General features: G+C 69.9%; 11 protein-coding genes. 5 read left to right on the forward strand and 6 right to left on the reverse strand.

Going from position 1 to position 15,269, the window contains the following annotated elements:
• Positions 1–15: 15 nt before the first annotated feature.
• From AU194_RS14535 to AU194_RS14545, 3 genes are read right to left on the reverse strand one after another with little or no spacing between them, the layout of a single operon-like run.
• Complete coding sequence (locus AU194_RS14535; RefSeq protein WP_059090023.1) at positions 16–2,184, reverse strand: molybdopterin-dependent oxidoreductase; 2,169 nt, start codon at positions 2,182–2,184, stop codon at positions 16–18.
• A gap of 59 nt (positions 2,185–2,243) precedes the next feature.
• Positions 2,244–4,127 carry an ABC transporter ATP-binding protein gene (locus tag AU194_RS14540; protein ID WP_059090024.1) on the reverse strand — a complete coding sequence of 628 codons (1,884 nt, stop codon included), beginning with the start codon at positions 4,125–4,127 and terminating at the stop codon, positions 2,244–2,246.
• Positions 4,128–4,135: 8 nt separating this feature from the next.
• Complete coding sequence (locus tag AU194_RS14545; RefSeq protein ID WP_157576092.1) at positions 4,136–5,878, reverse strand: ABC transporter ATP-binding protein; 1,743 nt, start codon at positions 5,876–5,878, stop codon at positions 4,136–4,138.
• A 98-nt stretch (positions 5,879–5,976) separates the two neighbouring features.
• On the opposite strand from AU194_RS14545, the gene AU194_RS14550 reads away from it, so the two are divergent.
• Positions 5,977–6,534, forward strand: a complete 558-nt coding sequence (locus tag AU194_RS14550) for a DUF3558 domain-containing protein (RefSeq protein WP_369804125.1) — start codon at positions 5,977–5,979, stop codon at positions 6,532–6,534.
• A complete protein-coding gene (locus AU194_RS14555; RefSeq protein ID WP_059089968.1) occupies positions 6,531–7,073 on the forward strand; it encodes a DUF3558 domain-containing protein in 543 nt (180 codons plus the stop codon). Before AU194_RS14550 ends, AU194_RS14555 begins: the two co-directional genes overlap by 4 nt.
• Positions 7,074–7,128: 55 nt before the next feature.
• On the opposite strand, the gene AU194_RS14560 is transcribed toward AU194_RS14555, so the two are convergent.
• Entirely contained in the window at positions 7,129–7,653 is a 525-nt protein-coding gene (locus AU194_RS14560; RefSeq protein WP_059089969.1) for a histidine phosphatase family protein, read from the reverse strand.
• Between the two features lie 122 nt (positions 7,654–7,775).
• On the opposite strand from AU194_RS14560, the gene AU194_RS14565 reads away from it, so the two are divergent.
• The 3 genes from AU194_RS14565 (at position 7,776) to AU194_RS14575 (ending at position 12,309) form a co-directional block, all read left to right on the forward strand.
• On the forward strand, positions 7,776–8,927 hold the full coding sequence (locus tag AU194_RS14565; protein WP_059089970.1) for an exonuclease SbcCD subunit D: 1,152 nt from the start codon (positions 7,776–7,778) through the stop codon (positions 8,925–8,927).
• Positions 8,924–11,557 (forward strand): ATP-binding protein, encoded by a 2,634-nt coding sequence (locus AU194_RS14570; protein ID WP_059089971.1) that lies wholly within the window; start codon positions 8,924–8,926, stop codon positions 11,555–11,557. The genes AU194_RS14565 and AU194_RS14570 overlap by 4 nt, the downstream gene beginning before the upstream one ends.
• A 107-nt stretch (positions 11,558–11,664) precedes the next feature.
• Positions 11,665–12,309, forward strand: a complete 645-nt coding sequence (locus AU194_RS14575; protein ID WP_059089972.1) for a hypothetical protein — start codon at positions 11,665–11,667, stop codon at positions 12,307–12,309.
• Between the two features lie 11 nt (positions 12,310–12,320).
• On the opposite strand, the gene AU194_RS14580 is transcribed toward AU194_RS14575, so the two are convergent.
• Positions 12,321–13,532, reverse strand: coding sequence for an acyl-CoA dehydrogenase family protein (locus AU194_RS14580; protein ID WP_059089973.1), 1,212 nt, complete (start codon positions 13,530–13,532; stop codon positions 12,321–12,323).
• Positions 13,533–13,600: 68 nt separating this feature from the next.
• The gene (locus AU194_RS14585) at positions 13,601–15,265 is read right to left on the reverse strand and encodes an ABC transporter family substrate-binding protein (protein WP_059089974.1); all 1,665 of its coding nucleotides are present in this window, start codon (positions 15,263–15,265) and stop codon (positions 13,601–13,603) included.
• Positions 15,266–15,269: the final 4 nt, after the last annotated feature.

Raw genomic sequence — 15,269 nt, forward strand, 5'->3', positions numbered from 1 at the left:
TAGTCTCGCGGGGGGTCAGCGCACGCGTTCGATCCCCACCCACGCCGCGCTGAGCGTCGAGGTCTGCGACAGCGGGTCCAGCCCGCCGCCGTCCACGAGCAGGTTGCGGTTGACGCCGAACGACTGGGGCCCGGCCTCACCGCGCGGGTCGAAAACCCGTGACCCCCAACCGTGGTCGAGCACAACGAGACCCCGCCGCGGCTGATCGCTGACCGCGGCGCACACCTCGACGGCGCCGACGGGGGAGAACACCCGCACCAGGTCGCCGTCGCGCACACCGAGGGTCGACGCGTCGTCGGGGTGGATGACCACCTCATTGCGCTTCCCGCCCGGATGCAGCCCCGGCAGGTCGTTGAGCCATGAGTTCATCGAGTGGCGGTTGCGCCGGCTGCCCAGCTGGAACGGGTATCCGGCAGGCGCGATCGGCGGTGCCGAGGCGAGCAGTTCCCGTGTGCGCGCAACGAATTCGGGCGGTGCGGCGTGCACCTTCTTGTCCGGGGTGCGCAGCGCGCCGCGGAAGTGGCCGAACTCCCGCGGCCCGAGCACCAGGCCGTGCGGGCTGCCCACCACGTCACGCCACCGCAACCTGTGGCCGTTGACCTTTCGCGCTGTCGCGATGAGAACACGGTTCAGCCACTGCGGCCCGAACTCGAGTGCGGGGCGACGAGTGAGCGCCGCGGCGCGCCGGGTGGCCCGCACGAAGGCGTTCATCCCTTTCACCCCGAACAGCGGCCGCCCCATCGCCAGGGTCAGGTCGGTGAAGATCCGCCACTCCTCACGCGCCCCGGGCGGCGGGTCGACGGCCCGGCGCCCGTACTGCACGAACGGTTCGTCGTGCATGCTGCTGGTGAACGCCAGCAGATCGTCACGCTCGAGCCAGTGCGCGGCGGGCAGCAACCAGTGCGCGTGCCGGTGGCTCTCCCGCTGCACCAGATCGATCACGACCAGCAGGTCCAGCGTCGCCAGCGCGCGGTCGAGTTTCGCGCCGTCCGGACCCGACACCACCGGATTGCCGCAGTTGATCAGCATTGCCTTGATCTGACCCGGCCCAGGGGTGGTGATCTCGTCGGGCAGCTCCGCCAAAGCGTGTGCGCCCGAGACCATCTCCCGGCCGGCCACCCGGCTCACGTGGGGGTCGCCCTTGGCGAGGTCGGCCAGCCGCAGCGCGTCGACGTAGCCGGGTTCGAACCGCCGCCCGCCGGGCCGGTCCATCCGGCCGGTGATGACGTTGAGCACATGGCCGAGCCATTCGGCCACCGTGCCCGCCGCGTGCAGCGACACCCCGGTGCGGGTCACCACCATCGCGCCCTCGGCGGCCGCGAAGTCCCGCGCCACCCGTTCGATCGTCGTGCGGTCGACACCGCACCGCGCCGCGAGGTCGTCGAGGTCGGCCTCGGCGACCAGCCGGCGCAGCTCCGGCACCCCCACCGCGAGCTCGGTACAGTCCTCGCGGTGCTCGAGTCCCTCGGCGAGAACGACTTTCACCAACCCCAGCATCAGCGCCCAGTCCTGACCGGGCCGCACCGCGAGGTGCAGGTCGGCATGGTCGGCGGTCTCGGTGCGCACCGGGTCGACGACGACGATCGTCGCACCGCCCTTCTGCCGCTCCAGCGCGCGGCGCCAACCTCCCGGCACCGTCTCCAACCAATTCCACGCGCTCACAGCGGGATTGGTACCGACGAGCAGGAAATAGTCGCAGTTGTCGACGTCGGACACCGGCGCCATCAGCATCGACCCGTACATCGCCTCGGCCACCACGTGCATCGCGTTCTGGTCGACCGACCCGACGAAGTAGCGGTTGCGGGTGCCGACCGCGTCGAGCCAGGCGTTCATGAAGATGACGTTGGATCCGGAGAACCCGGTGGGGTTGCCGTAGTACGCACCCACTGCGTCGGGGCCGTCCGCGGCGATCGCGGCGTTCATCCGGGCCGCGATGTCGGTGATCGCCTCGTCCCACGTCGCCTCGACGTAGCGGTCACCGACCCGGCGCATCGGGGTGCGGATGCGGCGCGGGTGCTCGACGAGTTGTGCGGCGGTGCGGCCCTTGGCGCAGAAGTCGTGCCAGCTGTGCGGGTTGAGCCTGTCGGGTGCGACCTTGCGAACCCGGTTGTCCTCGACGGTGACCTCGACACCGCACGACGCCAGGCAGTAGCGGCAGAAGGTGTGCACGGTGGTGCTTGGCATACCGCGCATCCTGCCCGACCGCGCGGATCGGCGATGCGGAATCGCAGGCAGCGAAGTGCTTAAACCTGTGTCATGGACCAGTATTCGCCGCGGCGGGCCACCAGCTCCTCGTGCGTGCCGCGTTCGACGATGCGTCCGGCCTCCATGACCAGGATCAGGTCGGCGTCGCGGATCGTGGACAGCCGGTGGGCGATGATGAAACTCGTGCGGTCGCGGCGCAGTTCGGCCATCGCGTGCTGGATCAACAGTTCGGTGCGGGTGTCGACCGAACTGGTCGCCTCGTCGAGGATCAGCAGCTGTGGTTGGGCCAGCACCGCCCGCGCGATCGTGATCAGCTGCTTCTCGCCGGCGCTGATCGAGCCGCCGTCGTCGCTGACCCGGGTGTCGTAGCCGTCGGGCAGGCTGTGGACGAAGCGGTCCACGTACGCGGCCTTGGCGGCGGCGATCACCTCGTCCGGGCCGGCGTCGGGTCTGCCGTAGGCGATGTTGTCGTAGATCGTGCCCGCGAACAGCCAGGTGTCCTGCAGCACCATGCCGATCCGCGAGCGAAGCGACTGGCGGCCGACGGTCGAGATGTCCACACCGTCGAGCAGGATCCGGCCGGAATCGACGTCGTAGAACCGCATCAGCAGATTCACCAGCGTGGTCTTACCCGCACCCGTCGGCCCCACGATGGCCACGGTGCTGCCCGGTTCGGCCACCAGCGACAGATCCTCGATGACAGGGGTGCCCTGCTGGTAGGCGAAGTGCACGTGCTCGAACTCCACCCGACCGCGCAGCGCGGGCAGCCCCGGCGCCGGATCCGGGGTCTGCTCCTCGGCGTCCAGCAACTCGAAGACCCGTTCGGCGCTGGCGATCCCGGACTGCAGCGTGTTGTACATGCCTGCGACCTGGCCCAGCGGCTGGTTGAACTGGCGGACGTACTGGATGAACGCCTGGATGTTGCCCAGCGTGATCTGCCCGGTCGCCACCTGCAGCCCGCCCACCACCGCGACCGCCACGTACCCGAGGTTGCCGATGAACCCGGTCGCCGGGCCGACCAGGCCGGAGAAGAACTGCGCGCCGAAACTGGACTGGTACACCTCGTCGTTGAGTTCGCGGAAGCGCTGCTGCGCGGCCGCGCGGTGCCCGAACGTCTTGACGATCGTGAACCCGCTGTAGGTCTCCTCGATGTGCGCGTTGAGCCGGCCGGTGTTGCGCCACTGCGCCACGAACAACCGCTGGGAGCGCCGGGTGATCCAGCGGATCGCCAACAACGACAGCGGCAGCGTGATCACCGTGATGAGCGCCAGCAGCGGCGAGATGGTCAGCATCATCACCAGCACCGCCACGAGCGTCAGCAGCGCGGTCAGCAACTGGCTGATCGTGATGGTCAGCGAGGTCTGGATGTTGTCGACGTCGTTGGTGACGCGGCTGAGCACCTCACCGCGTTGCCGGGTGTCGAAGTAGGACAGCGGTAGCCGGTGCACCTTGTCCTCGACGTCGGCGCGCAACCGCACCATCGTGCGCTGCACGGTCACGTTGAGCAGCCGCGCCTGGATCCAGACCAGCAGCGCCGCAACCAGATACAGGCCCAGCGCCAGCGCCAGCGTGCGGGCCACCGCGCCGAAGTCCACGCCCTGACCGGGCACCACGGCCATCCCGGAGAGCAGATCGGCGAACGCGTCGTCCCCGCGGGCGCGGGCCGCCTCGACGGCCTGCTCCTTGGTCAGACCCGCGGGCAGACCTCGGCCGATCACCCCGTTGAACAGCAGGTCGGTGGCGTGTCCGAGGATCCGGGGCCCGATCACCCCGAGCGCGATACCGGCGATGCCGAGCCCGATCACCGTCGCCGTCAGCGTGCGCTGCGGGGTGAGCCGCCGGATCAGCCGCACGGCCGAACCCTTGAAGTCGCGGGTGCGTTCGGGCGGCGGCTGCGGCAGACCGCGCATCGGGCGGCCCATCGGTCCGGTCACGGTCGGCCCCCGACGTCGGCGCCGACGGACTGCGATTCGGCGAACTCGGCGTAGGTCGGGCAGTCACGCAGCAGCTCGTCGTGCGTGCCGATGCCGACGACGCGGCCGTCCTCGACGACGATCACCTGCTCGGCCTGCGCGACGGTCGACAGCCGCTGCGACACGACGACCACGGTGGCTTCGGCCGACACCTCGCGCAGTGCGGCGCGCACCCGGGCATCGGTGTGCACGTCGAGGGCGGAGAACGCGTCGTCGAACAGGTACACCGCGGGTCTGCGGACGACGGCGCGGGCGATCGCCAGCCGTTGCCGCTGCCCGCCGGAGAAGTTCATCCCGCCCTGGGCGACGCGGCGCTGCAGCCCGTCGGGATGGGCGCGGACGAAGTCGTCGGCGGCGGCCACCCGCAGCGCCTCCCACATCTCGTCGTCGGTGGCGTCGTCTTTGCCGTACCGCAGGTTGTCGGCGATCGTGCCGGTGAACAGGTAACCCCGCTGGGGCACCAGCCCGATCAGCGACCACAGCCGGTCGATGTCGTAGTCGCGCAGGTCGACACCGTCGATGCGGACCGCGCCCGCGGTCACGTCGTAGAGGCGGCAGATCAGCGAGATCAGTGTCGACTTGCCCGACCCGGTCGACCCGACGATCGCGGTCGTCGTCCCGGGGCACGCGGTGAACGAGACGTCGTCGACGACCGGCTGTTCGGCGCCGGGGTAGCAGAAGGTGGCGGACTCCAGCCGGATCTCACCGCGCACCGCGTCGGGCCGCACCGCATCGGCCGGGGTCTCGATGCCCGGCCGGGTGTCGAGCACCTCACCGATCCGTTCGGCGCACACCGCCGCCCGCGGGATGACCATCAGCATGAACGTGGCCATCAGCACGGCCATCAGGATCTGCATGAAATAGGACAGGAACGCGATCAGCGAACCGACCTGCATCTGCCCGGCGTCGATGCGCAGCCCGCCGAACCAGATCAGCGCGACGCTGGAGACGTTGATGACCAGCGTGGTGACCGGCAGCATCAGCGCCTGCCAGCGGCCCGCCTCGAGTGCGGTGTCGGACAGGACCTGGTTGGCTGCGCCGAAGCGCTCGCGCTCGAGCGGTTCGCGGGCGAACGCCCGGATGACCCGGATGCCGGTGAGCTGATCGCGCATGACGCGGTTGACGTTGTCGATGAGCTGCTGCATGCGCCGGAAGATCGGCAGCAGGTGCGAGACGATCCAGTAGTTCGACAGCGCCAGCACCGGAACGCTGATCAGCAGCAGCCACGACAGCCCGGCGTCCTGGTGAATCGCCATGAAGATGCCGCCGACCGACATGATCGGCGCGGTGATCAGCATCGTGGCCGTCATCTGGACGAGCAGCTGGATCTGGCCGACGTCGTTGGTGGTGCGGGTGAGCAGCGACGGCGCCCCGAAGCGGGCGGTGTCCTCGGCGGAGAACCGCGTGACTCGGTCGAAGACCGCCGCCCGCACATCGCGGCCGAACCCCATCCCGGCCCGGGAGCCGAAGTACACCGCGCCGACCGCGCACACCACCTGCAGCGCGGTGACGCCGAGCATCACCATGCCCAGTTCGACGATCGTGGCGGTGTCACCCTGGGCGACCCCGTCGTCGATGATCGCGGCGTTGACGGTGGGTAGGTAGAGCGACGCCAGCGTGCTCACGATCTGGAGCGCGGCGACCACCGAGAGTAGCCCGCGGTACGGCCGCACATACCGCCGCAGCAGGCCCCAGAGCATCCCGCTACTGTCGCACACCCGACGAACTTGCAGGTCAACCGGCATGTCGGTGGTTCACGATCAGTGCTGCCGCTACAGTGCATGGCGTGAACCCCAGCATGGGACCGACCCGCACCGCGAAAGCGCTGGCCGCGCTGGCGACGGCCGTGCTCCCGCTGTTGGCCGCATGCTCCGGCTCGGAGGAACCGGCGGCCCCCGGCGAGGCGCCACAGAGCACCCAGGCCCAGCAGGACATCAAGCACGGTCCGTTCTTCCCGCAGTGCGGCGGCATCAGCGACCAGACCATCAGCCAGCTGACCGAGGTGCCGGGGCTGGTGAACACCGCCACGACCTCGGTGGGCTGCCAGTGGCTGGCCGGCGGGAGCATCGTCGGGCCGCACTTCTCGTTCACCCACTTCCGCGGCAGCCCGATCGGGCGGGAACGCAAGACCGAGGAGCTCTCGCGCACCAGCGTCGAGGACATCAACATCGAGGGCCATGACGGGTTCATCGCCACCGGTGACGATCTGACGCTGGGCACGAACCTCTGCGAGATCGGCATCCAGTTCGACAACGACTTCATCGAGTGGTCGGTCAGCTTCGCCCAGAAGCCGTTCCCGGACCCGTGCGAAGTGGCCAAGGAACTGACCCGTCAATCGATTGTGAACTCCGAATGACCCGGACCCTGGCCGTCGTCGCGGCACTGCTCGCGACGTTGACGATGTTGGTGGGCTGCACCCGCACCGTGGAGGGCACCGCGGCGCGCGCCGGATCCGGCGGCGGCCCGAGCAACAACGACTCCGAAGAGCAGTACCCGAACCTGCTCAAGGAGTGCGACGTCCTGACCGAGGACATCCTCGCCGAGACCGTCGGCGCCGATCCGCTCGACATCCAGAGCACGTTCGTCGGGGCGGTCTGCCGCTGGCAGGCGGCCAACCCCGCCGGGCTGGTCGACATCACCCGCTTCTGGTTCGAGGAGGGCAGCCTCGACAACGAGCGCTCGACGGCCGAAAAGCTCAAGTATCAGATCGAGAACCGGTCGGTGGCCGGCGTGCCGTCGTTCGTCATGCGGCCGAACGACCCGAACGGCTCGTGCGGCGTGGCCAGCGACGCGGGCGGTGTGGTCGGTTGGTGGGTCAACCCGCAGGCCCCGGGAATCGACGCCTGCGGGATGGCGATCAAGCTGATGGAACTCACGCTCGCCACCAACTCCTAGCTCCTGGCGATTTCGGTGTAGTTGGTTGCGGTGAGCGCAACGAACTACACCGAAATCACGGCTGCCGGGGGATGTGGAAGGTGACCAGTGCGGCGCCGCCCAGCCCCAGCTCCGCCCACGGCTGCTCGGTGCGCAGCACCGCGATCGCCGAGGTCGGGAACTTCGCCGCGATGCCGTCGGCGGCCTGACGGTCGCTGTCCTCGGCGTCGGCCAGTCCCAGGGCGACCGCCGACATCGCGGGTTCGTGGCCGACCACCAGCAGGGTGTGCACCGGGTGGTCGAAATGCTGTGTCACCTTGGTGATCTCGTCGATCACGATGCCGGGCGTGGCGTCATAGAGCCGGTCGAGGTGGCGTACCGGCGCCTCCACGCCGGTGCGTTCCAGCGTCTGGCGCGTCCTGGTCGCCGTCGAGCAGAGCACCCCGTCCAGCGGCGGGACGTGCGCGCGCAGCCAGTCGCCGGCCAACGCGGCCTCGCGGCGTCCGCGCGCGGCCAGCGGCCGGGCGTGGTCGTCGACGCCGTCGGGATAGTCGGACTTGCCGTGCCGGAGCAGAACCAGGGTGCGGACGTGCGAATTCACACCCCCCACGTTAGGTCGCCCGCCCACATGCCGGTCGAGGTCCGAGGACTTGTCGGTGCCCGGCCATACACTCGCCATGCGCCCGAACGAGGGACATGACGAGGGGAAAGGTACGGGGCCACATGCGATTTGTGCACACCGCCGATTGGCAGCTCGGTATGACCCGGCATTTCCTCAACGGCGAGGCGCAGCCGCGCTACTCGGCGGCGCGGCGCGAGGCGGTCGTGGCGGTCGGTGAGCTCGCCGCCGAATCCGGCGCGGAGTTCGTGGTGGTCGCCGGTGACGTATTCGAGCACAATCAACTCTCCCCGCGCGAGATCAGCCAGTCGCTGGAGGCGATGCGCACCATCGGTGTCCCGGTCTACCTGCTGCCCGGCAACCACGACCCGTTGGACGCCTCGTCGGTCTACACCAGCGCGCTGTTCACCGCCGAATGCCCGGACAACGTCACGGTGCTCGACCGCGCCGGCGCGCACCAGGTGCGGCCCGGTCTCGAACTCGTCGCCGCCCCGTGGCGGTCGAAGGCCCCCACCAGCGACCTCGTCGGCGACGTGCTCGCCGATCTGCCCGCCGACGGGGTGACGCGCGTCGTGGTCGGCCACGGCGCCGTCGACGCGATCGACCCCGGTAAGGACAAAGCTGCGCTGATCCGGCTGGCCGCGGTCGAGGCGGCGCTGGCCCGCGGCGCGGTGCACTATGTCGCGTTGGGCGACAAGCACTCTCGCACCGACGTCGGCGCTACCGGCCGGGTCTGGTACTCCGGGTCGCCGGAGGTCACCAACTACGACGACATCGAATCCGCCTCGGGTCACGCACTCGTGGTGGACATCGACGAGGACGACGCCCGGCGCCCGGTGCAGGTCACCGCGAAGCGGTTGGGCCGCTGGCGGTTCGTCACGCTGACCCGTTCGGTCGACGACAGCCGCGACGTGGCCGACCTCGACATGAACCTCGACCTGATGCCGGACAAGGAACGCACGGTCGTGCGCCTGGGCCTGACCGGTTCATTGACCGTGACGGACAAGGCCGCGCTGGATGAGTGTCTGCTCAAGTACTCCCGGCTGTTCGCGGCGCTCACCGAGTGGGAGCGCGGCACCGACATCGCGGTGCTGCCCGCCGACGGGGAATTCGACGACCTGGGCATCGGCGGGTTCGCGGCCGCGGCCGTCGACGAACTCGTCGAGGCCGCCCGGGCCGACGGCGACCACGCCGACGACGCCCGCGCCGCACTGGCGTTGCTGCTGCGCCTGGTCGAACGGAGTGATGCCGCATGAAGTTGCACCGCCTGGTGTTGACCAACTATCGCGGGGTCAGCCGCCGTGAGATCGAGTTCCCCGACCGCGGCGTCGTGGTGATCAGCGGCGCCAACGAGATCGGCAAATCGTCGATGATCGAGGCGCTCGATCTGCTCTTCGCCGCCAAGGACCGGTCCACGAAGAAGGAAGTGAAGCAGGTCAAACCCACCCACGCCGATGTGGGTGCCGAGATCAGTGCCGAGATCTCCACCGGGCCATACCGCTTCGTGTATCGCAAACGCTTCCACAAGCGGGCCGAGACGGAGCTGACCATCCTCGCTCCGCAGCGTGAGCAGCTCACCGGCGATGAGGCGCACGAGCGGGCACTGGCGCTGCTCGAGCAGACCGTCGACATGGATCTGTGGCAGGCGCAACGGGTCTGGCAGTCGACGTCGACGGCACCGGTCGACCTCTCGGCTTCCGATGCGCTGGCCCGCGCCCTCGACGTCGCCGCCGGCGAGGCCGACACCCTCTCCGGGACCGAACCGCTGCTGATCGACCGGATCGACGGGGAGTACGCCCGCTACTACACCGCCACCGGCCGAGCGACGGGCGAGTTGGCCGCCGCGAAGAAGCGGTTGGACTCCGCCGAGGCCGAGGTGGCCCGGTGCACCGAGGCGGTCGGGGAAGTCGACGCGGCGGTGCGCCGCCACGCCGCGCTGACCGAACAGCTGGCCGAGCTCACCGCGCAGCGCGCCGCCCTCGCCGAGGAGTCGGCGGCGGCGCGCGAGGCCGCGCAGGCGGTGGCGGCGCTGCGCCGCCAGGTGGCGGAGGCCGAAGTCCTCGCCAAGGCCGCGGAGGCCACCCGCACCGCATCGTCCGCGGCGGTGACCGAACGGCGGCGGTTGCGCGCGGACATCGACCAGCGCGGCGCCGCGGTCACCGATCTGCAGGCCGCCGTCGCCGCCGCGGTCGAGGAGGAAGCCACCGCGCGGGAAGTCGCGGAGGCAGCCGAACAGGCCGCCGCGCAGGCGCGCGCGGCGGTGGAGGACCACCATGCGCGGGTCGATGCGGCTCGCGATGTGGCGCAACGCCTTTCCGACCGTGACGAGGCCGACCGGCTGGCGGCGCGGCTGACGAAGATCGACGCCGCGGTGCGTGAGCTGGCGGCCGTCGACGCGGAGCTGGCGGGCATCACGGTCACCGACGCCGCGATGCGCGCGGTCGACGTGGCCGCTCTGGCCGTCGAGCGGGCGGCGGGTCAGGCCGAATTGGCCTCCGCCCGAATCGAACTCGATGCCCTCGGTGCGGTCGAGGTGCGGGTCGGCGACGACTCCGTCTCATTGGCCGCCGGGCAGGACTGGGCGGTCAACGCGACCTCGCCGACCGAGATCGTCGTGCCGGGCGTGCTGACCGCGCGGGTGGTGCCGGGGACGCCCGCCGCGGAGACCCAGGCGCGGTTGGACGCGGCGACCGCGGATCTGGCAGCCGCGTTGGCTGCCGCGGGGGCCGAGGACGTCGCCGGCGCGCGCAGTCTTCACGAGCGGCGGCGCGAATTGAAGCAGGTGAAGGCCACGCAGCGCGCCACGGTCGCCGCGCTGACCGGTGAGGACACCGCCGAACAGCTGCATGCCCGCCTCGCCGAACTCCGCGACAGCCAACCCGACGAGGACGGTCTGTTCGAGCTCGAGGGCCCCGCCGACGCCGCGACGGCCCGCGCCGCGCTCGACGCCGCAGTCGCCGCGCACCAGCGGGCGATCGGTGTCTGCGAGACGCACCGCAAGGTCGCGGTGGCGGCGTCGATGCGGTTGAACGAGAAGGCGACTCGGCTCGGGGTGGTGCGGGAGAAGCTCGCGGCAGCGCAGACCGAGCTGACCACGGCGACCGATCGACTGTCCGCGGCACGGGCGCTCACCGACGACGAGGCGCTGTCGGTGGCCGCCGAGGCCGACCGCGAGGCCGCCGAACGCACCGCCGCCCACGTTACGCAACTGCGCGAGGAACTCGCCGGCTGCGCCCCGGATGCGGTGGACGCCGCGCTCGACGATGTGACGCGTCGCGAGCGGGTGCTGCAGGCCCGGCACGAGGATGCGACCGAATCACTGCGCGAGGTCACCGCGGCCCTGAAGGTGTACGGCACCGAAGGCAGGCAGGGACAACTCGACAACGCCCACACCGAACGCGAGCACGCCGAGTCGGATTACCTGCGGGTGCACCGTCGGGCCCGCGCGGTCGACCTGCTGCGCTCGGTGATGAACCGGCACCGCTCCGCGACGCGGGAACGCTATGTCGAACCTTTCCGCCGCGAGGTCGAACGGCTCGGCCGGCTCGTGTTCGGCGAGAGCTTCGAAGTCGAGATCGACAGCGATCTGCGGATCAACAACCGGACCCTGGCCGGCCGCACGGTGCCGTATGAATCGCTGTCGGGCGGGGCGAAGGAGCAGTTGGGCATCGTGGCCCGCCTCGCGGGGGCGGCGCTGGTGGCCAAGGAGGATTCGGTGCCGGTCGTCATCGACGATGCGCTGGGCTTCACCGATCCCGACCGATTGACCAAGATGGGCACGGTCTTCGACGTGATCGGCGGTGACGGGCAGGTCATCGTGCTGACCTGCAGCCCGCAGCGGTATGCGTCGGTGCCCGATGCGCACCACATCGAGTTGACCGTCTGAGCGAGGGTTTTCGCCTTATCGCCGCATGTGCGTGGCGCGAGACACGTGAGGTATCCGCGAAAACGGGTATGGGGCCTAGAACGCATACCTGAAACGGGAGGCCAAAGGTGTCATCAGAAGACACGTCAGGAGACAAGGGCGCGCTGCAGCAGCGCGTCACCGATCTGCTCACAGCCGTGGGGGCTGCGCTCGGTGACCTCACCCAACGCGCGCGCGACGCGGTCGAGGGCGCCGCCGAACGGGTCGGCATCGGGTCGTCCTCCGACAGCGACGGCGATGACCGTCCCGCGGCGTTGCCGTCGTCCGACGCGAGCCAGGCGCCCACACCGGCCGCCACGGCGCCCGCGAAGAAAGCCCCGGCCAAGAAAGCCCCCGCCAAGAAGGTTCCGGCCAAAAAGGCTGCGGTGAAGGCCACGCCCACCAAGACCGAAGCGGCCAATTTGGCGCCGGCGAAAGACACTCCGGCCGCCAAGAAGGCCGCCCCGGCCAAGAAGGTGGCCCCGGCGAAGAAGTCGGCACCGGCCAAGGCCACACCGGTGAAGGCGCCACCCGCCAAGACCGAGGCCGCCAAGACCCCGGCGAAGAAGGCCCCGCCGGCCAAGGCACAACCGGCGAAGGCAGAACCGGCCAAGGCACAACCGGCCAAGGCACAACCGGCGAAGGCCGCCGCCAAGAAGACGCCCGCCAAGAAGGCACCCGCGAAGAAGGCCCCGGCCAAGAAGGCGACCAAGCGCCCCGGCGCCACCAGCTGAGCGGCTCAGACTCAGAAGTAGGCGTTCGCCGGCACCGGCGTCCCGTGCAACAGGTTCTCGCCGATCACTTTCGCCTTGTAGGCGACCAGGTTGTGCAGCGTGATCGTGCGGATATTGCGCCAATGGCGGTCGAGGTTGCGCTTGCGGCTCGCGGCGCTGGCGCCGCCCAGCTCCAACAGTCGGGTGGCCGCTTCCGGCGCCACCCGGTCCAGATGCACTTTCACCTTCGCGACGGCCAGCTGCGCCTCCTGAGCCAACGTTGCATCCGGCACCCCGTCGACCGCTGAGTCGGTCGCCGCGCCGATGGTCGCCGCAGCGTCGAGCACCGCGGCACGCGCCACGTAGGCCGTGCTGGCCAGTTCCCCCAGCTGACGCTGCAGCAGCGGATCGTCGGTGGGCCGCTCGGCCACCGCATGGCTGAAGTTGCGCTCACGGGACTCCAGCAGCGCGACACCGTCCTCGACCACGTTCTGCAGGATCCCCGCCACCACCGCGTGGATGAACAGCTGCAGCGAGGCGTACTGCACCGTGGGCGCCGCTTCCGCGTCGTACGGCGAATCGGTGAGCACCTCGTCGGCCGACACCGAGACGTCGGTGAACGTCGTCGTGCCGGTCCCGGTCCGGCGCTGACCGAAGCCGTCCCAGTCGTCCACCACGCCGACGCCGTGACGGTCGGTGGGCACCACGACGGTCGCGACCGAATCGTGGTCGGTGGTCGCGGTGACGGTCAGGTAATCCGAGAACAGGGTACCGGTGCTGTAGTACTTCTCGCCGGTGAGCCGGTAGCCGCCATGACCGTCGGGCAGCAGGCGCGTGTTGAACACCAAGCTGCCGACCGCCAGGCCGCCCTTCTCGCTGAACGCGTTGCCGAAGATCTTGCCGTCGACGACCCTGTCCAGCCACCGCCGCGACGCCGGATCGTCGAGGGTGCGCAGCCGCTCCTCGACGAACCAGAAGTGGGTGCGGAAGATGTGCGCGACAATAGGATCGGCGGCCGCCACGTCGATGATCGTCGAGAACAGTTGCGGCACAGTCAGACCCGCGCCGCCGAGGGCTTCGGGCAGTCGCAGGGTGCCGAACCCGGCGCGTTTGAGCGCCGCCACCTGATCGAAGGGGTTCTCGTCGGCCAGGTCCCGCTGCCGTGCGCCCGCGGCGATCTGGGCCAGCAGCACGGCGAATTCCGGTGAGCCGGGCAGTGCCCGGGCGTTCTCCACAGTCGTCATGGCTCGGTTCTACCGAGGTGACGCCGCGGGGAGCACCGTTTGGATCAGCGAGACCCGAACTGCGGGCCCTACTTCATGAAGCCGATCTTGGTGTAGTCCAGATCGCCGATCCCGGCGGGCCCGTAGTTGGCCAGGCTGCTGCGCACCGCGACGTTGCCTGCCGACTGGAACAGCGGCAGGCTGTGCACCTCCGCCCACAGCATCTTGTCCAGTTCGTTGGCCTGCGCGCGGGCCTTGGCGGCATCGAGTTCGGACAGCGTCTTCTCGATCTGCGCGTCGATCTGCGGGCTGCCGATCTTGCCGACGTTGCCCTCACCTCCGGAGGCGTAGATCTGCGTGAGGCTCGACAGCGCGAAAGCGTCGCCGGCGTAGGCGAACTGCGCGATGTCGAAGTTGCCCGGCGTCACGTACTGGGTGAACAGCGCGCCGCCGGGGGCGGCGATCAGATCGAGCTTGACCCCGATCTGCGCCAGCAGGTTCTGGGCGATCTGGGCGATCTGCCGGGTGCTCTGCGCGTCGTAGAACACGTCGCGGATCACCAGCTGCTTACCGTCCTTCTCCCGGAACTGCCCGTTCAGCCGCCAGCCCAGCGCGTCGAGTTCGCGTTTGGCGGCCTCCGGGTCGAACGGGATGCCGTTGCTCTCGTACCCCTCCTGGCCGGCCACGTAGATGTGGTTGTCCAGCGTCGTGGGGGTGTTCACCAGCCCACGCTGGCTGACGTCGGCGATGACCTGCCGGTCGATGCCCTTGGCGACGGCCATCCGCAGCGCCGGATCGCTCAGGACCGAACCCGGGGCGCCGTTGAACGTGAGGTGGTACCAGCTGGCCGCGGGGGCCCGGCGGATCGATACCCCTGCGGTGCGCTGCGCGATCGTCAGATCGTCGAGCGACGCCAGCCCCACCGCGTCGAGCGCGTTGTTCTGCAGCGCCGGGATCTTGGCCGCGTCGTCGAGCACCGTGTAGGTGATCGTGTCCAGCCGCGGCGGCGCGCCCCACCATTTGGGGTTGCGGCTCAACGTGATCCGCTGCGCGGCTTTGTCGACGTTGCTGACCAGGAACGGTCCTGCCGAGGGGCCGGGGCCGTTGAGCTGAGCCTTGTTGAACGCCTCTGGCGTGGCGGTCATGCTCTTCGGATAGAGCATGGTGTTGCCGGCGAACATGCCCTTCCAGTCGGCGTAATGCTTGGCGAACGTGACGACCGCCTGTCGGTCGTCGGCGCCGCGGGTCACCGAGGCGACGCGCTCGCTGCCGTTCGGGGCGGCGATCAGGTACGCCGGGTCCTCACCCTTGGTGGCATTGATCTGGCTCGCGATGTCCTCCCAGGTGATCGGCGTGCCGTCGCTCCACACCGCCTTGGGGTTGATCGTGTAGGTGACCGTCTGCGGATCGGTCCTTGTCAACTCCACGTTGGTGAAGTAGTCGGGGTTGACGGTGGCCTCACCCGACGGCGAGATGACGAACGCGCGCGGCATCGTCGGGCGCAGCAGCGAGCCGAGCTCGCCGAGGTTGCCGTCGATGTGCAGGGTGTTGAAGTTCGGCGGGAAGCCGCTGAGCGCGAGCCGCAGATTACCGCCGTCGCGCAGGTTCGCCGGGTCCTGCGGGTTGATGTCGTTGGTGGCGCCCAGTTCGGCGTTGCCGCCGGGTGACGGGGCGCCGTCGGGGTTGTCGGTGGAGCAGCCGGCCAGCAGCAGTGCGGCGGCGAGGGCGGCCGCAGCCAGGCGTCGCATCGTCATGCGC

The sequence above is a fragment of the Mycobacterium sp. GA-2829 genome, assembly GCF_001499965.1.
Lineage (GTDB): Bacteria > Actinomycetota > Actinomycetes > Mycobacteriales > Mycobacteriaceae > Mycobacterium.

Bases quoted from the DNA above. Each gene is read 5' to 3' on its own strand.
- AU194_RS14535 (WP_059090023.1), bottom strand. From the start codon at position 2,184: ATGCCAAGCACCACCGTGCACACCTTCTGCCGCTACTGCCTGGCGTCG.
- AU194_RS14540 (WP_059090024.1), bottom strand. From the start codon at position 4,127: ATGGGCCGCCCGATGCGCGGTCTGCCGCAGCCGCCGCCCGAACGCACC.
- AU194_RS14545 (WP_157576092.1), bottom strand. From the start codon at position 5,878: ATGCTCTGGGGCCTGCTGCGGCGGTATGTGCGGCCGTACCGCGGGCTA.
- AU194_RS14550 (WP_369804125.1), top strand. From the start codon at position 5,977: ATGGGACCGACCCGCACCGCGAAAGCGCTGGCCGCGCTGGCGACGGCC.
- AU194_RS14555 (WP_059089968.1), top strand. From the start codon at position 6,531: ATGACCCGGACCCTGGCCGTCGTCGCGGCACTGCTCGCGACGTTGACG.
- AU194_RS14565 (WP_059089970.1), top strand. From the start codon at position 7,776: ATGCGATTTGTGCACACCGCCGATTGGCAGCTCGGTATGACCCGGCAT.
- AU194_RS14570 (WP_059089971.1), top strand. From the start codon at position 8,924: ATGAAGTTGCACCGCCTGGTGTTGACCAACTATCGCGGGGTCAGCCGC.
- AU194_RS14580 (WP_059089973.1), bottom strand. From the start codon at position 13,532: ATGACGACTGTGGAGAACGCCCGGGCACTGCCCGGCTCACCGGAATTC.
- AU194_RS14585 (WP_059089974.1), bottom strand. From the start codon at position 15,265: ATGACGATGCGACGCCTGGCTGCGGCCGCCCTCGCCGCCGCACTGCTG.